The sequence below is a fragment of the Nitrospirota bacterium genome (assembly GCA_023229435.1).
Classification (GTDB): domain Bacteria; phylum Nitrospirota; class UBA9217; order UBA9217; family UBA9217; genus JALNZF01.
In genome coordinates, this window is sequence record JALNZF010000018.1 from 19,927 (window position 1) to 39,825 (window position 19,899).

At 55.7% G+C, this 19,899-nt stretch carries 19 protein-coding genes and 1 pseudogene; 19 read left to right on the forward strand and 1 reads right to left on the reverse strand.

Annotated elements, in window-relative coordinates:
• Window positions 1–130 precede the first annotated feature (130 nt).
• The 19 genes and pseudogenes from M0R70_11720 (at window position 131) to M0R70_11810 (ending at window position 18,276) form a co-directional block, all read left to right on the forward strand.
• The gene (locus M0R70_11720; GenBank protein ID MCK9420035.1) at window positions 131–934 is read left to right on the forward strand and encodes a phosphatidate cytidylyltransferase; all 804 of its coding nucleotides are present in this window, start codon (window positions 131–133) and stop codon (window positions 932–934) included.
• Between the two features lie 69 nt (window positions 935–1,003).
• Window positions 1,004–2,170: a 1-deoxy-D-xylulose-5-phosphate reductoisomerase gene (locus M0R70_11725; GenBank protein MCK9420036.1), complete on the forward strand. Its 1,167-nt coding sequence runs from the start codon at window positions 1,004–1,006 to the stop codon at window positions 2,168–2,170.
• Between the two features lie 209 nt (window positions 2,171–2,379).
• Window positions 2,380–3,663 (forward strand): RIP metalloprotease RseP, encoded by a 1,284-nt coding sequence (gene rseP, locus M0R70_11730; GenBank protein MCK9420037.1) that lies wholly within the window; start codon window positions 2,380–2,382, stop codon window positions 3,661–3,663.
• Between the two features lie 108 nt (window positions 3,664–3,771).
• On the forward strand, window positions 3,772–4,860 hold the full coding sequence (gene ispG, locus M0R70_11735) for a flavodoxin-dependent (E)-4-hydroxy-3-methylbut-2-enyl-diphosphate synthase (protein ID MCK9420038.1): 1,089 nt from the start codon (window positions 3,772–3,774) through the stop codon (window positions 4,858–4,860).
• A gap of 65 nt (window positions 4,861–4,925) precedes the next feature.
• Window positions 4,926–6,617, forward strand: coding sequence for a proline--tRNA ligase (locus tag M0R70_11740; protein MCK9420039.1), 1,692 nt, complete (start codon window positions 4,926–4,928; stop codon window positions 6,615–6,617).
• Window positions 6,618–6,778: 161 nt separating this feature from the next.
• The gene (locus M0R70_11745) at window positions 6,779–7,006 is read left to right on the forward strand and encodes a hypothetical protein (protein MCK9420040.1); all 228 of its coding nucleotides are present in this window, start codon (window positions 6,779–6,781) and stop codon (window positions 7,004–7,006) included.
• Between the two features lie 76 nt (window positions 7,007–7,082).
• Window positions 7,083–7,268, forward strand: coding sequence for a hypothetical protein (locus M0R70_11750; GenBank protein MCK9420041.1), 186 nt, complete (start codon window positions 7,083–7,085; stop codon window positions 7,266–7,268).
• Between the two features lie 91 nt (window positions 7,269–7,359).
• A complete protein-coding gene (gene tadA, locus M0R70_11755; GenBank protein ID MCK9420042.1) occupies window positions 7,360–9,156 on the forward strand; it encodes a Flp pilus assembly complex ATPase component TadA in 1,797 nt (598 codons plus the stop codon).
• Window positions 9,157–9,255: 99 nt separating this feature from the next.
• Entirely contained in the window at window positions 9,256–10,533 is a 1,278-nt protein-coding gene (locus M0R70_11760; GenBank protein MCK9420043.1) for a hemolysin family protein, read from the forward strand.
• 61 nt (window positions 10,534–10,594) lie between these two features.
• On the forward strand, window positions 10,595–11,518 hold the full coding sequence (mdh, locus tag M0R70_11765) for a malate dehydrogenase (protein ID MCK9420044.1): 924 nt from the start codon (window positions 10,595–10,597) through the stop codon (window positions 11,516–11,518).
• On the forward strand, window positions 11,500–12,339 hold the full coding sequence (locus M0R70_11770) for a fumarate hydratase (protein MCK9420045.1): 840 nt from the start codon (window positions 11,500–11,502) through the stop codon (window positions 12,337–12,339). Before mdh ends, M0R70_11770 begins: the two co-directional genes overlap by 19 nt.
• 71 nt (window positions 12,340–12,410) lie before the next feature.
• Window positions 12,411–12,992, forward strand: coding sequence for a Fe-S-containing hydro-lyase (locus tag M0R70_11775; protein ID MCK9420046.1), 582 nt, complete (start codon window positions 12,411–12,413; stop codon window positions 12,990–12,992).
• Window positions 12,993–13,084: 92 nt separating this feature from the next.
• Window positions 13,085–13,618 carry an adenine phosphoribosyltransferase gene (locus M0R70_11780; GenBank protein MCK9420047.1) on the forward strand — a complete coding sequence of 178 codons (534 nt, stop codon included), beginning with the start codon at window positions 13,085–13,087 and terminating at the stop codon, window positions 13,616–13,618.
• 169 nt (window positions 13,619–13,787) lie between these two features.
• Window positions 13,788–14,066, forward strand: coding sequence for a hypothetical protein (locus M0R70_11785; GenBank protein ID MCK9420048.1), 279 nt, complete (start codon window positions 13,788–13,790; stop codon window positions 14,064–14,066).
• Between the two features lie 236 nt (window positions 14,067–14,302).
• The gene (locus M0R70_11790; protein ID MCK9420049.1) at window positions 14,303–14,518 is read left to right on the forward strand and encodes a hypothetical protein; all 216 of its coding nucleotides are present in this window, start codon (window positions 14,303–14,305) and stop codon (window positions 14,516–14,518) included.
• Window positions 14,519–14,729: 211 nt separating this feature from the next.
• Window positions 14,730–15,263 (forward strand): annotated as a pseudogene (locus M0R70_11795) (septal ring lytic transglycosylase RlpA family protein).
• Between the two features lie 53 nt (window positions 15,264–15,316).
• Window positions 15,317–16,813: a leucyl aminopeptidase gene (locus M0R70_11800; GenBank protein MCK9420050.1), complete on the forward strand. Its 1,497-nt coding sequence runs from the start codon at window positions 15,317–15,319 to the stop codon at window positions 16,811–16,813.
• A gap of 204 nt (window positions 16,814–17,017) precedes the next feature.
• Window positions 17,018–17,494, forward strand: coding sequence for a DNA-binding protein (locus M0R70_11805; GenBank protein ID MCK9420051.1), 477 nt, complete (start codon window positions 17,018–17,020; stop codon window positions 17,492–17,494).
• Window positions 17,495–17,655: 161 nt separating this feature from the next.
• Complete coding sequence (locus M0R70_11810) at window positions 17,656–18,276, forward strand: hypothetical protein (GenBank protein ID MCK9420052.1); 621 nt, start codon at window positions 17,656–17,658, stop codon at window positions 18,274–18,276.
• Between the two features lie 173 nt (window positions 18,277–18,449).
• Here M0R70_11810 and glgC read toward each other — a convergent pair whose 3' ends face one another.
• Window positions 18,450–19,703: a glucose-1-phosphate adenylyltransferase gene (gene glgC / locus M0R70_11815; GenBank protein ID MCK9420053.1), complete on the reverse strand. Its 1,254-nt coding sequence runs from the start codon at window positions 19,701–19,703 to the stop codon at window positions 18,450–18,452.
• Window positions 19,704–19,899 lie beyond the last annotated feature (196 nt).

Here is a 19,899-nt window from a genome sequence, read left to right on the forward strand (position 1 = left end):
ATCCCCGATCCTTCGACAGGCTCAGGACATTCGGGGATGACAAAATATTTTTTTGCAATGGTTTTTCCTGTGCACAGTTTTTGGTATCGGTTTTCCAGCGTCTTCGTCCTGTGGCCAATGGAGATCAAGCATGCTGCTTAAAAGAGTGATCAGCGGACTTATGTTCCTGCCGATCTTTTACCTCGTCGCCTGGATGCTGCCCCCGGTTTATTTCACGGCACTGGTGATGGCGGCCGTAGCCGTGGGACAATATGAGTTTTACCGCATGGCGCAGGCCAGGGGATCGCATCCCCTCATCGTGCTCGGGATCGTTCTCGGCGCGCTGATCGTACTGGGTTTCCATCATCCCCTGCTTCCGGTTATGGGGGGGAGTTCCTTTCCGGTTGCCGTTGCCATGCTTCTGATCATGATCGCGAGGCTTTTTTCATCCCGGCCTGTTGACGGCGCGGTCGAGGACGTGGCTGCCACGTTCCTGGGCGTGTTCTACGTTGCCATGCTGTTCGCATTCCAAGTGGCGATCCGGACCGGTGATGATGGGAAACAATGGCTGGTGTTCCTCTATTTCATCATCTGGGCATCGGACATCGGCGCCTATTCCATCGGCATCCCCTTCGGGAAACACCGGCTCTACGAGAAGATAAGCCCGAAGAAAAGCGTTGAAGGGCTTCTTGGCGCGCTGGTTGCGGCCTCGGCCATGGCGCTCCTGTGCCGGGTCTGGTTCATGCCGCCCATCGGCGCGGGCGAGGCGATCGTGATCGCACTCATGCTGGCGGCTGTCGGAACCATCGGCGACTTGACCGAGTCGCTGTTCAAACGTTCGGCAGGGGTCAAGGATTCGGGTGATTTCATCCCCGGTCACGGCGGCATACTCGACCGCATGGACAGCATGCTGTTCGCGGCGCCGGTGCTGTATTATTATTTGAGAATGCGATAGAACAGAGCGGAGTGAATAGTTCCCCCGATAGACCCGTTCGAGGGCAGGCTTAGTGCGGAGTTTAAATATTTGAAGAAGCTTTCCATACTCGGCTCCACTGGTTCGATCGGGCGGTCAACGCTGTCGGTGGTTGAAAAATTCCCGGAGCGCTTTACCGTGGTTGCGCTTGCGGCGGGGAGCAATGTCGAACTGCTCGAGAAACAGGTGCGGCAGTTCAGGCCGTTGATCGTGTCCGTGGTGAGCGAGCGTTCGGCCGCGGACCTGAAGAAGCGGTGCAGTGATCTCAGCGTACGCATCTTCTCCGGCGTCGAGGGGATGATCCAGGTCGCGGCTGCCGACGAAGCGGAAATGACGGTCTCGGCCATCGTGGGGACCGCGGGACTCGTGCCGACCATGGCGGCCATTCGTGCCGGCAAGGACATCGCGCTCGCGAACAAGGAAGTGCTCGTGACCGCAGGCGAACTGGTCATTGCCGAGTGCCGGGCACGGGGTGTTCGTATCCTGCCGGTGGACAGTGAGCACAGCGCCATTTTCCAGTGCCTGCTCGCCGGTGCGGGCGCGGATGTCAGGAAACTGGTATTGACGGCGTCCGGAGGTCCCTTTCACGCGTTCGTAAAAAAAGATCTTGCGAACGTGACGCCGGCGCAGGCGCTCAAACATCCGAACTGGAGCATGGGCAGGAAGATCACGATCGATTCCGCCACGCTCATGAACAAGGGACTCGAGGTGATCGAGGCGCGGTGGCTCTTTGATATCGCGCCCGGGAAGATCAAGGTGCTTGTTCATCCCCAAAGCATCGTTCATTCGATGGTGGAATATCATGACGGCGCGGTCGTGGCGCAGCTCGGCATGCCGGACATGAAGGGACCGATCGCCTATGCGCTGTCGTACCCCGAGCGGCTTTCGGATGTGTCCCCGGCGCTCGACCTCGCACAGGTGGGCACGCTCACCTTCGGGGAGCCGGACCTGGACCGGTTCCCCTGCCTTGCCTATGCGTATGATGCGTTGCATGCCGGAGGCAGCATGCCGGCGGTGCTCTCGGCCGCGAACGAGGTGGCGGTCAAGTATTTTCTCGAAGAGAAGATCGGCTACGCGGACATTGCCCGTGTGATCAGGACCACGATGGACGCCCATACGCCGTCGAACATCAAGACCGTGGAAGATGCTCTCAAGGCGGATCTCTGGGCACGACAGGAAGCGGAGAAAATAATAGGGTCCTGGGGGAAGGCAAAATAAAAAAAGTATTGTATCTACTCAGGTCAAAATCTGTTAGCCGCGAATGGCCTAACAAATGAACCGGCCACTTAGAGAAGCACGCAGAGATCGCAGAGAGAATTAAAACTAACCACATGATTTCATGTTTTTTCTTTGAGTTCTTTGTGATCTTTTGCGGCCAATCTGAGCAGTTAAATGACGTTTAAATCTTTGGTTTAAGAGGAGTCAGCATGACATTCGTGTATTTTCTGGTCGTGATCGGCATTCTGGTGTTCGTGCACGAACTCGGTCACTTCATCATGGCAAAGCAGGCCGGTGTGCGGGTCGAGAAGTTCTCGCTCGGTATGGGGCCGAAACTCTTTGGCTTCAAAAAGGGTGATACGGAATATGTCCTCTCTGCGCTGCCGCTCGGCGGATACGTGAAGATGGCGGGAGAGAATCCGGATGAGGAACCTACGGGTGCTCCGGACGAGTTCCAGTCCAAGACCGTGTGGCAACGTGCGAAGATCGCGGCAACGGGGCCGCTTACGAACATCGTTCTGGCGTTCATCATCATGCCGTTCGTTTACATGGTCGGAACGTACAGCGAGGGACCGGCCAAGGTCGGTTATGTTGAGACCGGTTCACCTGCCGCGCGGGCGGGCTTTATTGCCGGCGATGTGATCGAGGAGATCAACGGAAGGAGCATCAGCGACTGGACCAAGGCGTTGACCCTGATCGCGGTGAACCCCGATACCGACGTTCCGGTCATTATCGAGCGGCAGGGTGAAAAAAAGACCTTGACGCTCCGGCCTGAAATGGCAACCGAGCTCAAGATCGGAACGTCCGGCCTGATTCCCGATATCCCGGCGGAGATCGGGAAGCTGAAGCCGGGGTTTCCCGCCGAGCAGGCCGGGATCATGGTGAACGACAAGATCATCGCCGTTGACGGGAAGATCATCTATCACTGGAACCAGTTCTCCACGCTTGTGCGCGACAGCAAGGGGAACAAGCTTACCCTGTCTCTCGAACGGAACGGCAAGCGCATGGAGAAGATCGTTGCCCCAAAAGAGGATGGCGGCAGGATGGTCATCGGCGTTGAGCCGGTCATGCGGCTGGTATTCAAGAAACATGGATTTTTCGAATCCCTGAGACTGGGCTTTGACAAAACCATCGAGTCCGTTGACCTGACGTTCATCACGCTGAAAAAACTTATTACCTTCAATCTCTCGATCAAGACGCTCGGAGGACCGGTGATGATCGCTCAGATGTCCGGCCAGGCCGCTGACGCCGGATTATCTGCATTCCTGTCGCTCCTCGCCATGATCAGCATCTCGCTCGGCGTCCTGAACCTGCTGCCCATCCCGGTGCTCGACGGCGGGCTGCTCCTGTTCCTCGCGATCGAGGCGGTCCGCAAGAAGCCCCTCAGCCGAAAGGTCATGGAAGTGTCCCAGAGCATCGGCGCCGGGCTGCTGATCACCCTGATCGCCGTGGTGTCGTATAACGATGTTGTGAGGATGTTTTTCAGTAAGTAATATCACCCCTCACCCATTCGACTTTGCTCAGGGCAGGCCTCAATCCTCGCCCCAACGGGGAGAGGGAAGGGGTGAGGGGGATTTCAGATGAACATGGATAATTCCATAATCCGCAAACATACCAAACAGATTTCCCTCGGTTCCGTCAAGATCGGCAACGGCGCTCCCGTGACGGTCCAGTCCATGTGCAATACGGACACGCGCGACACCGCGAAGACGCTCGATCAGATCAGCCGGCTGGAACAGGCCGGGTGCGAGATCGTGCGGCTCGCCGTGCCGGATGAAGAGGCCGCGAGAGCGCTCGGCGTGATCAGAAAAGGTACGGGGACCCCTCTCATCGCCGACATCCACTTTGACCATCGTTTGGCGCTTGAGTCTGTAAAGCAGGGCGTGGACGGGCTCAGGATCAATCCCGGCAATATCGGCGGGAAGAACAAGGTTTCCGAGGTTGTGCGGGCGTGCAGGGACAAGGGCATTCCGATCCGCATCGGCGTGAACGCGGGCTCGCTTGAAAAGCATCTGCTCGAAAAGTATCAACACCCCACACCCGAGGCGATCGTTGAGAGCGCCTTTGGTCATATCCGCATCCTCGAAGACCTGAACTTCACCGATCTCAAGGTCTCGCTCAAGGCCTCCGACGTGATGACGACGGTCGCATCCTACAGGTTGTTCTCCGGGATGTCGGATTATCCGCTGCACATCGGCATCTCGGAAGCGGGAACGATCTTCTCCGGAACGATCAAGTCGAGCGTCGGGCTTGGCATCCTGCTGGCAGAGGGCATCGGCGACACGATGCGCGTTTCGCTCACCGCGGACCCGGTCGAGGAAGTGCGTGTTGCATACGGGATATTGAAGTCGCTCAAGGTCCGCCAGCGCGGAGTGAATATTATTTCCTGTCCCACCTGCGGCAGGACCGAGATCAACATCATCGGTCTGGCCCAGGAAGTCGAAAAACGCCTTGCGCATATCAAGACACCGATTACCGTCGCGGTCATGGGCTGCGTGGTGAACGGACCCGGAGAGGCACGCGAGGCAGACGTGGGTATTGCCGGCGGCAAGGGTGTCGGACTGCTCTTCAAACACGGCGAGATCGTCACAAAGTTATCGGAGTCGGAACTTGCGGATGCGCTGGTGAAGGAAGTGGAGGAGATCGTTATGCAAAAGAAGTCAGAAGCCAGAAGTCAGGAGTCGGAATAAGCAGCAGATGATTTATACTGGCTCCTGAATACTGACTCCTGGCCCCTGATCTTTATGGAGGTTTCATGCGCTATTCCCGATTATTCGTTCCAACATTAAAAGAGGCGCCGGCCGAGGCCGAGGCTGTCTCGCACAAGCTCATGGTGCGCGGCGGGTTTGTGCGGCAGCTTGCTGCCGGGCTCTATATCTACCTTCCTCTCGGAAAGAGGGTGATGGACAAGATCGACCGGATCATCCGGGAGGAGATGAACGCGATCGGCGGCCAGGAAGTGACCATGCCGGTGCTGCATCCGGCCGAGGTATGGCAGCAGACCGGACGGTGGGACACCATCGGCGACGAGATGTTCCGGCTTAAGGACCGGGGCGGTCGCGACATGTGCCTTGCCATGACGCACGAAGAGGTCATGACCTGGCTGGCGGCGCACGATCTGCGGTCATACCGCGACCTGCCGCAGATCTGGTATCAATTGCAGACCAAACTGCGCGATGAAGCCCGTCCCAAGAGCGGTATCCTGCGCACGCGCGAGTTCATCATGAAGGATTCCTACAGCTTTGATCGCGACGAGGCGGGGCTCGACAAAGCCTATGATATGCATCTCGAGGCGTATAAGAAGATCTACTCCCGGTGCGGCATCAAGTTCTACGTGGTCCAGAGCGATACCGGTATGATGGGTGGAAGCATGGCCCATGAGTTCATGGCGCCTTCGCCCGCGGGAGAAGACGAGGTCGCTCTGTGCGACTCCTGCGGATACGCGGCGAACGTCGAGCTGGCACTATCAACGCCCAGGGCGGCGCAGTCCCCGGATTGGACGTTTGAAGAAGTGGCAACGCCTGAACGGCGGACCATCGACGAGGTGACCCGGTTTTTGAAAGTGACCCCCGATTTGCTTGTAAAATCCATTCTCGTGATAAGCGATCAGGGACCGGTGCTTGCCCTGGTGCGCGGCGACCAGACCCTTCATGAAAAGAAGCTCATGAAACTCATCGGCACTCACCGTCCGGCGCTGAAGGACGAAGTGAAGCAGTTCCTCGGTGTACCCGCTGGCTTCATCGGACCCATGGGCCACAAGGTAAAAAAGATCGCGGACCCGGTTTTGAAGCAGGGAGTGTATGTCGGGGGCGCGAACAAGGAAGGATTTCATGTCAAAGGGGTGACTGCGGACAAACACTTTGGCGACGCCGAATTTGTCGACATCCACCTTGCCGCAGCAGGCGATGCGTGCACGCAGTGTGGAAAATTGCTTCGGATCGAGCGCGTCATCGAAGCCGGCAATATCTTCAAACTCGGAACCAAATACTCGGTTCCGCTCAAGGCGAACTATCTTGACGAGAGCGGCGCGGAAAAGCCGATCGTCATGGGCAGCTACGGCATCGGCCCGGCGCGCATCGCGGCCGCGGCGGTCGAGCAGGGGAACGATGAGAACGGCATCATCTGGCCGCCCGCGATCGCGCCGTACCAGCTCCTTATTATTCCGGTGAACGTGAAAGACACGAAATCCATGGATGTTGCCGAAGAGCTGTACGCGGCCCTTGAACAAAAGGGCTTTGAAGTCCTGATGGACGACCGTGACGAACGAGCCGGGGTCAAGTTCAAGGACGCGGACCTTATCGGCATCCCTTATCGTATTATCATCGGGGAGAAGAATCTCAAGGAAGGGCTTGTGGAACTGAAAGAGCGAAAGACCGGGCAGGTCGAGAAGGTGAAGGTTGAAGAGGCGGTGGAGACGACAGCGAAGAAGCTTATCCTGGAAACGTAAGTACCCGGTGATCAGTACAGAGCACAAAGTATGTTGCAACATGTTTTTCCACGTGGAACAGGTAATAGTTGTTAACCGGCGATCGTTCACAACAACCTTAAAAAAAACTTGAAATTCCGCATCAAAGTGCCTATAATCAAATCTGATGGAGGATATGCACAATGGAAGAGGCCGTTTTACTGGAATTGTCGCCACAGCAGCGTTCCGACATTAAAAAACAGATCGGATTTGAGCTGCACGAGATATATCTGACCAAGCGTTCCTTGAATAAGCTCCGGGTTTTCCGGCTTAGCCTCAGCGAAGAGCAGCAACAGATCCTGGAAGAGAAACTTGGACAGAAAGTCCGGGAGCTTACGGTGACGCGTTCGATCGCCACACGGATCATCTGATCACCGACCAGCCGGCATCTTCTACACGCTTCCGCTCGTTGCGGTGCGATCAAAAATCAAGAAGGAGGTATTCTTCGTGAAAAAGTATTTTGTTGCCATTCTGGTCCTGGTCATTATCGCTACCGTTGCTTTTTTCGGTTGTGAGAAGAAACAGTCTGTTTCGCCGCCTTCTTCGAAGCCTGCTGTGACACCACTGCCTACTCCGGCTCCGGCGACCGCGCCGGCACCGATACCGGCGCCTGCAAAACCGGCGAAGAAATAGTCCCTTATGCACTCAACCCTGGTATTGTAAGCACGGCCCCCGTTCTGCGGGGGCTTTTATATTTTGAAATGCGGAGTCATACGGAACCACGATGACAAAATTAACGACCGATCTGCTGGGCGAGATCCTGGTACAAGCCGGAAAACTGAGCCCTGAACAGGCCCGCGAGATCAAGATAAAACAGGATGTCCAGCGAATGAAAGTGCTCAAGTCCCGTGGCGAGACCATGCATCGGGGCAGGATGCGCCTCGAGGACGAGGTTTCATCGATCGAAGTTGCCGCCTCGCTCAATCTGGAAATGCCTGGTGCGCCGGGTCAGGTCCTGACCGAGGATATCATCAGCGAGGTGGTAGCACACCATGCCGGTCTGTTGTTCAAGAAGATAGACCCCCTCAAATTGAATCCGGAGGTCGTCACGCAAATCCTCTCGCGGGCCTTCGCGCGGCGAAGCATCTCCGTCCCGATCGAACGGGAGGACGATACGCTTACGCTTGCCGTGGCGGACCCCTTTAATATAGAAGTTGTTGAGAACATCGAGCGGATGGGCTACAAGGTCAAGCGCGTTGTTTGTCCAAAGACGGACATTCTCAAGATTATCACGGAATTCTACGGGTTCCGGTCGTCCGTGACCGCCGCAGCCAGGGAGATGACGTCGGAGGTAGACCTCGGCAACCTCGAACAGTTCGTGAAGATGAAGTCCGTGTCCGAGATCGAGGCCACGGACAAACACATCGTGAACGCCGTGGAGTTCCTGTTCCGCTATGCCTTCGACCAGCGGGCGAGCGATATTCACATCGAGCCGAAGCGCGACGACAGCGAGGTCCGGCTCCGGATCGACGGCATGCTCAACACCATTCACCGGACTCCCAAGGCCGTGCATCCCGCTTTTGTTTCGAGGATCAAGATGCTCTCGCGCATGGATATTGCCGAGAAGCGACGCCCCCAGGACGGCAGGATCAAGACCGAATATAAGTCCCGTGAGGTAGAACTCCGCGTGTCCACCATGCCGACCGCCTTTGGTGAAAAGGTGGTGATCAGGATCTTCGATCCCGACATCCTGCTCCAGGACCTCGAGGAGATCGGTTTCTCGCCCCGGGAATACGAGTTGTTCCGTTCCTTCATCGCGCGGCCGAACGGCATCATTCTGGTGACCGGTCCCACGGGCAGCGGAAAGACCACGACGCTCTATTCAGCGCTCAAGACCGTTGCCACCCCCGAGGTGAACGTGGTGACCATCGAGGACCCCATTGAAATGGTCCATGACAAATTCAACCAGGTGAGTGTCCAGCCGTCGATCGGCATCACCTTCGGCAGCACGCTCCGGACGATCCTGCGCCAGGACCCGGACATCATCATGGTCGGCGAGATCCGCGACCTTGAAACAGCCGAGAACGCGGTGCAGGCCGCGCTCACGGGGCACCTCGTTTTTTCCACGCTCCATACGAATGACGCGCCGAGCACGATCACGAGGCTCCTGGACCTCGGGGTCCCGTCGTATCTCATCTCCTCAACGATCATCGGCGTGATGGCCCAGAGGCTGGTCAGGAAGATCTGCAAGCACTGCGAAAAGTCCTATGACCTGCTTCCCGAGGAGGCGCAAGCCGTGGGGCTCGCATCAAGCAGGGACCGGAAGGTCACGGTCAAGTACGGCGAGGGGTGCCCCCAGTGCCGCGGCACCGGATATCTGGGGCGCACCGGCATTTTCGAGGTCATGGAGATGAACGACAGGATCAGGACCACCATCCGCGAAAAGGCGGATGCGGAATTCATCAGGAAGGTCGCGATCACGGACGGCATGGTCGGACTTCGCGAGGCCGCGGTCCAGAAAATGCTGAAGGGCGAGACCAGCTTCGATGAGGTCATCAGGGTGACCGGGGAGAAGCTTTAATACAACAGGGTCCAGGGGACAGTTGCCAGGAACGAATCTGATTTGTTTTTACTTCTCTTCTGACACCGGTGCCCTGGGCCCTGTACCTTTATGTTTACTATGGACACTTTTATCGCATTCATATCCGACTCCTGGCCGCTGCTTGTCGGCGCAGGAGCGAGCGTTCTTTTCGCGGCTTTTTTTGCGGCTGCGGAAACCGCTATCGTGTTCTCCAACAAGGCGCACATCCGGGCGTTGTCAGAAACGGGTGATAAGCGGGCAGGTACGGTAATTCTGCTGATGCAGGAGCGTGACCGTCTTCACTCCACGCTGTTACTGGCCGAGAATTTTTTCATTGTTCTCACCGCAGTTCTTGGCATGGTCATTGCCGTGAGCCTGATCCCGCGGATACCGCTGGCCGTGGCGGTCACCGTGTTTATCGTAACTTTTACCGTCGTGTCCTTTGCCAAACTTGCCCCCAAGGGGATTGCCTGCAGGAATCCGGACCGCTTTGCTCTTGCTGTCTCCGCTCCGCTGCAGTTCATCGTGAAGCTGCTTTCTCCGTTGTCCCGGCTGCTTGCCGCCACGGCGGACCTGATCGCCGGGCCGGGACCGCAGGGCATGTCCTGCACAGCCGTAGTCACGGAAGAGGACATCAAGGCCCTGATCAATCTCGGCGAGGAGCGTGGTTCACTCAAGGAAGAGGAGAAAGAGCTGCTCCACAAGGTATTTGAGTTCGGCGACACCCTTGCTTCGGAGGCAATGCGGCCAAGAACCGAGATCGTGAGCGTGCCCTCGAGCGTGACCCTGCAGGAGGTCCTGACCCTGGTGTCAGAGTTCGGATATTCGCGCTACCCCGTGATCGAGGACACAGTAGACACGGTGATCGGCATCCTGTACATCAAGGACATCCTGGTGGCCATGGCGTCTGGTGAAGTGAAGCGCGAGGACGGCATCCAGCAGTTCATCAGGCCCGCCTACTTCATCCCCGAGAACAAACGGGTGAGCGAACTCCTGTCGGAAATGCAGCGCAACCGGTTCCAGATCGCCATTGTCATTGACGAATACGGCGGCACCGCGGGGCTCGTAACGCTCGAAGACCTGATCGAGGAGATCGTCGGCAGCATTCACGACGAACTCGAGGCCGGGGAAAAGGATGTCCAGATCGTGGACGAGAAAAATTTTGTGGTCTCCGGCCAGTCGGCGCTTGATGAAGTGAACGAGATGCTCGATACGAACCTCCAATCAACGGAGTTCAACACCCTCGGCGGTTTTGTGTTCGGACTTTTCGGCAGAATGCCGAAGGTGGGCGAGCAACTCAAGTTCAAGAACCTCAAACTCGAGGTCCTGGAGCTTGAAGGCAGGAAGATCAGCAAAGTGAAAATAACGAAGCTCTAGCAGCGCGGAATGCGAAATGCGGAGTGCGGAATTTTAGATTATAGTTTGTGGGAGGTACATGTTGCGGAAAAAAGTGACGGTTGTGGGGGCGGGAAATGTGGGAGCGACCCTGGTTCAGAGGATCGCAGAGGCCCGGCTCGCGGACGTGGTTATGGTTGATGTAATGGAAGGAGTGCCGCAGGGCAAGGGGCTGGACCTCATGGAGTCGGGGCCCCTGCTGGGGTACGATACGAAGATCACGGGAACGAACAGGTATGACGAGACCGCGGGCTCGGACATCATCGTGATTACCGCCGGACTGGCGCGCAAGCCGGGCATGAGTCGCGATGATCTCCTCGCGGCGAACGGCGATATCGTAAAAAAGGTCGCTGCGGAAACCGGCAAACGCTCACCCGGGGCTTTCATGATCGTGGTCACGAATCCCATGGATGTGATGGCCTATGTTGCCATGAAGGCCTGCGGATTTCCCCGGGAGCGGGTGGTCGGCATGGGAGGGGTGCTTGATTCGGCGCGGTTCCGCGCGTTCATTGCCATGGAACTCGGCGTGTCCGTTGAGAACACGCATGCTTTTGTGCTCGGCGGGCATGGTGACACCATGGTGCCGCTGCCGCGTTATTCTTCCGTGGCGGGCATTCCGATCACCGAACTGATGAGCACAGAGACGATCGACAAGCTTGTTGACCGCACGCGGAACGGCGGGGCCGAGATCGTTGCGCTGCTCAAGACGGGGAGCGCCTACTATGCGCCGTCGGCTGCGGCACTCGAGATGGTCGAGGCCGTGCTGCTGGATAAGAAAAAGATCCTGCCTTGTTCAGCGTACCTCGACGGTGAGTACGGGGTGAAGGGGATGTTCTCCGGTGTGCCGGTGAAGCTCGGCGAAAAGGGCATGGAGCAGGTAATGGAGATCAAGCTGAGTCCTGATGAAAAGACGGCGTTCATGAGGTCCGTGGACGCGGTGAGGCAGGGATGCGCGAAATTCATGTAGACGAGATCAGGGACAACGTCGCTCAGATCTGCCTCGATGCGGCGTATAATCTGAGCGAGGACGTGATCACCGCTTTTGACCGTGCGATCGAGATCGAGACCGCGCCCGGCGCCAAAGAGATCATTGAACTCCTGAAGGAGAACGCCCGCATCGCGAAGGAGGAGCACATCCCGATCTGCCAGGACACGGGTATTGCCATCTTCTTTGTCGAGATTGGGCAGGACCTCAGGATCAAGAACGGCTTCATTGTCGATGCGATCAATGAGGGCGTGCGCAAGGGGTATAAAGAAGGTTATCTCCGGAAGTCCGTGGTCGATCCGATCACGCGCAAGAACACCGGCGACAACACGCCGGCGATCATCTATACCGAGCTGGTGCCCGGCGACAAGCTCAAGATCTCGTTCATGCCCAAAGGCGCGGGGAGCGAGAACATGAGCGTGATCCGGATGCTTCGTCCCACCGAAGGAGTGGAAGGCATCAGGAACCTTGTGCTCGAGTGCGTGCAAAAAGCCGGGGCAAACCCCTGTCCGCCGGTGGTTATCGGCGTGGGTATCGGAGGAAGTTTCGAGAAGGCAGCGCTGCTTGCGAAAAAATCGCTCCTCCGTCCTGTCGGCAGCCCGAATCCGAAACTCGAGCTTGCGAGTCTGGAAGAAACGCTGCTGAAGGCCGTGAACAAGACGGGCATCGGTCCCGAAGGGTTCGGCGGTAAGGTAACGGCCATGGCAGTTCATATCGAAAGCTTCCCCTGCCATATCGCGAGCCTGCCGGTCGCGGTGAATATCAATTGCCATGCGGCAAGGCATAAGACGATCATATTGTGAAATGCGGAATACGGAGTGCGGAATGAAAAAAGAGAAAAAATATTCGGATTGCATGTGATGCGTGGTGATATATGACTGAGCCCATAGCCCTACATCCTCCCTTGACCGACGACGTCATCATGAAGCTTAAATCCGGTGATCGCGTGCTTATCACGGGTGTGATCTATACCGGGAGGGATATGGCGCACAAGTACATGGTGGAAGGTCACCAGAAGGGCGAAAAACTGCCCTTCGAGCTCAAAGGGCAGATCCTGTACTACACCGGACCGACGCCGGCGCCGCCGGGCAGGCCGATCGGTTCCGCCGGGCCGACCACGAGCTACCGCATGGACAAGTACACGCCTTATCTGCTCGAACTGGGGCTCAAAGGCATGATCGGAAAGGGGCCGCGCGGTCAGGAAGTCAAAGATGCTATCAAGAAATACAAGGCAGTTTATTTCGCTGCCATCGGCGGAGCAGGCGCACTTATCTCAAAGTCAATACGCAGAGCTGAAGTGATCGCTTACCCCGAGCTTGGGACCGAGGCTGTGATGCGGCTGGCGGTTGAGGACTTTCCGGCCGTCGTGGTGAACGATGTGCACGGCGCGGACCTGTATCAGATGGGTGTGGAGAAGTATAAAGAGATCGGAAATGTCGAAGACGAGTCGTGTTGACGAAAGCAGTAAAGCGCAGAGCGCATAGAGCATAGCACAACGCCATGCACTTTGTTCTTTGCGCAATCAATATAATTTGCAAGGAGATAGCTATGCCGATCAAGTCAAGGATCAGAACCATCCCCGATTATCCCAAAAAAGGGATCATGTTCCGCGACATCACCACGCTGATCAAGGACCCCGTGGGGTTCAGGCTTGTCATCGATACCCTGACCCAGCGGTACATGCACATGGATTTTAAATTCGATACGATTGTTGGCATCGAATCGCGCGGTTTCATTATCGGCTCTGCCTTGGCGTATACGCTGGGGAAAGGTTTTATTCCCATCCGAAAAAAGGGCAAGCTTCCTGCCGAGGTCGTTAGCCAGGAATATACGCTTGAGTATGGCACGGACAGGATCGAGATCCATAAGGACGCGCTCAGGAAGGGCGAACGAGTTCTCCTGATAGATGACCTCCTCGCGACCGGCGGCACCGCTCTTGCGGCGGCGGCGTTGGTTGAAAAGCTCGGCGCAGTCGTGGTGGAGACGGCGTTCATTGTAGACCTGCCGGAAGTGGGCGGGAAAAAGAAACTGCTGGAAAAAGGATATAAGGTCTTCGCCCTCACGGAGTTTGAGGGGGAGTAGGAGTAAAAATAATATCGTTAAGCGGGTTATTATAATATGCCGTAGTGATTACAATATTGGCAAATAACATTATTTAAAATTTTAATTGAATAATCATTAAACTTGTGGTAATGTATATCCGACATGCAACTAACTTTTTTTTAATTCCCTATAAGGAGGAGTAGAACACATGAAGAAATTCGCAGCAGTTCTTGCAGTAGTGGTAATGGTTGTTTCTCTGGTATCCATGGCGTTTGCAGCTGATAAAAAGACGGTTATAGTAAAGAGCGTGGATGCAAAGGCCGCCACAATGGTCGTCGACGATGCAGGTAAGGACGTGACCATGACCGTTGACAAGGCTGTTGACCTCGACAAATGGAAAACCGGCGACAAGATAGAGATTACCGTTGAGAAGGAAATGATTACGAAAGTGAAGAAGGCAAGGTCCAAACAAGCAGTCGGTTGCTAACCTAATAAGAAAATTAACGATAGGGAGTCACCTTGCAATAGGTCGGCTCCCTTTTTTTGTCCCGGCATGCTGCGGTCCCGCAGTCAGTCATTTTTCCCGCAAATATCCAGTCGAAGAAAACGGACAAAATTAATATGCAAAAATGCAATATTGCTTGATTTCTCGCAGGTTTTTGTCTATTATGAGTTTCCGATACTCGTTCTATCATCAATTAATATTATTAAGGAGGAGCATACGTGATTAAAGTTGATCAGGAGAAACTTCAGAAAAAGATAAAAAAGCTGAAGCAAAAGACCGCGGAGAAAAAAACGAAAACCGCAAGCAAGTCCGACCCGGACGTACGCACGGCGCGCAAGAAGGTGAAGCGGGCTCAGCGGAAGCTTCGCACAGCCAAGGCATACAAGTCATCAGGCAAGAAAGCCGGCGAAGCGACACCGGCCGCTACTGCGTAAACCGGACTGCAGCATGCGGTTCTGTCCTCCCTTCGATAGTGTACGGACGTTCGGAACCGGTTTCCTTCTGCCCGCGATTATACTGATCGCTGCCTGCGCCGGCAGGGATGTGCCGCCGACCCCTCTTGCTGCCACAGCGCCATCTCCCGCTCCGGTATCGGCGCCAGTACAGGAACCGGTATTGGTTTCGTTTCCAATACCGGAATCGATCTACCGTGAGACGGGGATGGCTTCCTGGTACGGCAAGGAACTGCATGGTAAGCAGACAGCGAATGGAGCGGTCTTCGATATGTATGGCCTTTCGGCCGCGCATCGGACCCTGCCGCTCGGCACCGTTGTCCATGTTACCAACCTCGATAATTTCAAGAGCATCACCGTAAGAATAAACGACCGTGGACCGTTCCTCAAGAGCCGGTTTCTGGACTTGTCCTATGGAGCGGCCAAAGTGCTGGGCTTTGTGTCCCAGGGGACCGCGAGGGTAAAGATAGAGACTGTTGAGGCTGTTCGCGATCCGGTGCAGTACACGGTGCAGGCGGCAACCTTCACCGAGGAAGAGAACGCGCGGTTGCTGAAGGAGCGGTTGAATACAAAGTTCGGCGTGGTCACGATCATGCCTTTTGAAACGAACCTCGCCATGTTCTATCGAGTGAGGGTGGGCGCGTATGCGTCCGAGGATCATGCCGAGCAGGTGGCGGGCAAGCTGATGCTCGAAGGTCTGGAGCCGATCGTGGTGAGGAAAGATTGATGAACAGCGCACTTAAAATTGAAAATTGAGAATTAACATTCAGGTAGGGGCCAATGAAGATCAATGTTCTTGCGGGGGAAATAGAGAAGCATAAAACCGATGCCGCGGTCATCCTGCTTTTTGAAAATGAGAAGCCGGGCAAGGTTGCAGGACGGGTGGACAAGGCGCTTGGCAGCCTGATTTCGAGGCTTATCAAGAAGGGTGATTTTACGCCTAAAACGGGCGCGGTCCATCTTCTCTACCCGGAAGGCCGGCTCCCTGCGGTACGACTGCTTCTCGTGGGATTGGGCAAACGGAACGAGTTCACGATCAACCGTTTGCGGCAGGCCGCGGGCAAGGCAGCGCCTTCGCTGAGAAGCGCCGGTGCACAGGGCATCACCATCGTCACTGATGGGATCGGTCTGGATGCTGAAGAGCTTGGTCAGGCGCTCTCTGAGGGCAGCGTGCTTGGGCTCTACCGATTCCTGAAATATAAAACCAATGAAGAGAACGATCGCAAGAAAGACCTGCGGACGATCACCCTCCTGACGGAAACCAGCCGCGCGGTCAAGGCCATGCAGAAGGGCGTGAAGATCGGTGAGGCCATTGCCGGGTCCACGATGATGGTGCGCGACATGGTGAATTCGCCGCCTGTTGACATGACGCCGGCGATCATCGCGACCAGGGCGAAAGAGATCGCGCGGCAGTTCGGGCTCACGTTCCAGGTTCTTGAAAAGGACCGGCTGAAGAAGCTCGGCATGGGGGCACTGCTCGGCGTTGCCTTGGGAAGCGTGCAGCCGCCGAAGTTCGTTATTGTCGAGTACCGGAAGGGCGGCACGAAGCCCTTTATCGCGCTCGTGGGCAAGACCATCACCTTCGACTCCGGCGGCATCTCGATCAAGCCCGCCGAGAAGATGGACAGGATGAAGGACGATATGGCAGGCGGCGCAGCGGTGCTCGGAGCGATCCGGACCGCCGCGGCGCTCAAGTTGCCGCTGAACATCGTAGGCCTGCTCCCGGCATCGGAGAACATGCCGGGCGGCAGGGCATACAAACCCGGTGACGTGCTCCGCACGATGTCGGGCCAGACCATCGAGATCATCAGCACCGACGCCGAGGGCAGGCTCATCCTTGCCGATGCGCTTGCTTACGCGTGTCGATATCAACCCGCGGTGATCGTGGACATAGCAACCCTGACCGGCGCCTGCGGCGTGGCCCTTGGTCAGGAGGCGATCGGCATGCTTGGCACGAACGACGTCTTTATGCAGAAGATCCGAGCGGCTGGCGAAAAAACCGGAGAACGCGTTTGGGAACTGCCGCTCTGGGAAGAATACTATGACCAGATCAAGAGCGACATTGCGGACATGAAGAACACCGGCGGCCGGGCAGGCGGAGTCATCACGGCCGCGGCGCTCCTGTCCAAGTTCGTGCGGAAATATCCCTGGGTTCACCTCGATATCGCGGCCACGTCCTGGAGCGAAAAAGACCGCCCTTATACGCCCAAGGGAGCAACGGGCATTGGTATGCGGCTCCTGACGCAGTTCCTCAGGGACTATGACAAGAAGAAATAACCGCGATACCGGATTATCACGATACACAAAAAATCGTACGGCAGGTTGATCCTCACTTGAGAACAAGGCGTATTGCTTCATAACGCGGTTATAAAATTGATACGGTATTTTTTGCTGTTGATATTCAACTTAATTCTGTTTATTGTGTCTCATTGATCATGAAACAAACAAATCACGAAGTTGAAAAGCAAGGAGGAGTTTATTATGAATAGGTTAACGAGAGGTTTAGTGGCGTTATTGTCCGTCCTGGTTCTTACCGCCATGGTTGCGATGGCGGGACCGGGCTGGCAATGCAAGGGTTCCGCTTCGTGCGGCGGATGCGCCGGTATTGGATCGTATGACTCGGCAAAATCCGATGTTGTCTCAGGGCAAGTGGTTTCGCTTGAGCCGGTCGATTCGCAGCGGTGCAGTACCGGGCAAGGCGTGATTCTCAAAGTGAACTCCGGGAATGCGGCGACAGCATTTTATCTCGGTCCGCAGTGGTATCTTGATCGGCAGACAGTGAAGATTGCAGTGGGTGACACTGTGGAGATCAAGGGATCGAAAACCGCCCTTAATGATGACAATGTCTATATTGCGGCGGAAGTGAAGAAGGGAAGCGAGATCCTGAAACTTCGCGATGAGAACGGCGCTCCCGTATGGATGGGACCGCAGTGTGGCGGTTGCAAAGGCGGAGTATAACTGCGTAACTGCGCGATTATAGTGAAGCAAACAGAGCCCCCTGTCAGGCAGACAGGGGGCTTTTCCTTTGACGTCTGTATTGTATAAACTCCTTGACTCTTGCTCTTCGTACTTCTACAATAATGCAACTTTTTATCTGCAATCCTGCGATGTACCCCCGTATGACATACGAAGAAGCGATCATGAATCTCGAGAAGGTCCTGATCAAGGGCCGGTTTACTAAGGCCGATGTTTTCATCACACGGTTCGAGGGGCGCCGGTTTGTTGTGAAGGACTATTCACAAAAAGGCTTTTGGGAGCGGAATCTTATCGGCCGCTTCGTGATCGGACGGGAATCCAGGGCCTATGAAGCGCTGCGCGGGGTAGCGGGGTTGCCCCCGCAGTTCAAGCGGCTCTCGCCCTATTCCCTTGCTGTTCTCTATCTTGAGGGTAAGGACCTTGGTTGTTTTCAGCGGGGCGAGTTCGGGCCTGAGGTCATACGCCAATTCGAACGGATTGTTGATGAGCTGCATAAGCGCGGTTGGGTGCATCTCGATCTGCACCGCCGGACGAATATTCTGTTTATTGACGGGAACATCTTCGTGGTGGACCTGGCGTCGGCACTCCATACGGGAAGTGTCCCACTGATCGGTCGATTCTTGACCGGGCTTATCGGGTTTGCCGATCGCCTGTCGCTCATTAAAATGAAGAAGATCTTCGGACCGGAGCTCTTGACGGATCGGGAGCGTCGGTGGCTCAAGCTGCGCAATATCTTCATGCCGACGAAGTGGGATGATAAATAAGGGGATCCGACTTTCAACCATTCGAATCGTCTTGCCGACACAGAAGCGAGGAGCGTGCTTGGATGATTCAGGGGGCAGGATCAAGCCACCTCCGAAAGCGGAAAATAAAGGGGAAAGAGGCACCCTAAATCGAACTCATTGCCTGTCCTGCGTTCCTCCCGTTCCAGAATGTATCATTCCCGCTCGTCCGCCATCGTAGCAGCCTTTACCTTTTCAGATACTTCCGTTCCTTTCGCGATCAACACGATGCCCGAGGGTGTTACATGGTAGCGCTGCCTGTCTTTCTCAAGGTTATACCCGAGTTCGGTCTTCGGCGGGATTATGACGTCCTTGTCGATGATAGCGCGGCGGATGCGGCAGTGTCTGCCGATATCCACGTTCTCCATGAGGATTGAATCGAGCACTTCACTGTAACTGTTCACGCGGACGTTTGGCGACAGCACGGAATTCTGCACCCGGCCGCCGCTCACGATGCACCCGTGCGCCACGATCGAGTCAAGTGCGATGCCGAGCCTGCCGTCTTTTTTCTCCTGTGCGAACACGAACTTGGCCGGCGGGTTCTGGGCCTGATAGGTGCGGATGGGCCAGGCCTTGTCGTAGAGGTTCAAGAGCGGGTCCACGCTTACCAGGTCCATGTTGGCTTCCCAGTAGGCGTCAATGGTCCCGACATCGCGCCAGTACTTTGCCTCTTTCTTATTCTCATCCTTAAAATTGTAAGCGCAGACCCGTGCCGTCTTCATCATCTGGGGGATGATGTTCTTGCCGAAGTCGTGGGACGTTTCCTGGAGCGCGTCGGATTTCAGATATTCCAGCAACGTTTTGGTGTTGAACAAATAGATGCCCATGGACGCGAAGGCTAAGTCAGGCCGTCCTGGGATAGGTTTGGGATCTTTGGGTTTTTCCTCAAAACCGATGATCCTGCCATTGTTGTCCACTTCGACGATGCCGAAGGCGGTGGCGTTTGTCCGGGGTGTTTCGATGGCCGCCACCGTAGCATCAGCCTTGTTCTCTTTATGGAACCGGAACATTTCGGCATAGTCCATTTTGTAGATGTGATCTCCGGCAAGCACGAGAATATGGTCCGGCGCATCTTTTTCGATCATATAGATGTTCTGGTAGATGGCGTCAGCCGTTCCCTGGTACCACTTGTCTCCTACCCGCTGCTGGGGGGGTACGGAGATGATGTATTCGTTCAATTCTCCAGAAAAGAGGTTCCAGGCGAGCCGCAGGTGTTTGTCCAGAGACAGGGACTTATATTGGGGCAGCACCGCGATCTTTCGGATTTGGGAATTGATGCAGTTCGAGAGAGCGAAGTCGATGATACGGTAAATGCCGCCAAAAGGGACCGCGGGTTTCGCTCGATGTATGGTGAGGGGATGGAGCCGTTCTCCCTTACCGCCGGCAAGGATCATTGCCAGAATGCTCATGTATGATTACTCTCCACGCAATTGAATAATAATTAGTATGATAGCAGGTCATTGCGTGCCTGTCAAACGGGGAACACATTGATGAAAACGACATGATGAAAATGCCTTGTTGCGTTTTGAATGAAATTATTGTATCATCCGATTTCAAATCTCCCGGTGGAACAAATCCGTCCCCGGCATGATAGCGGTTGTAATT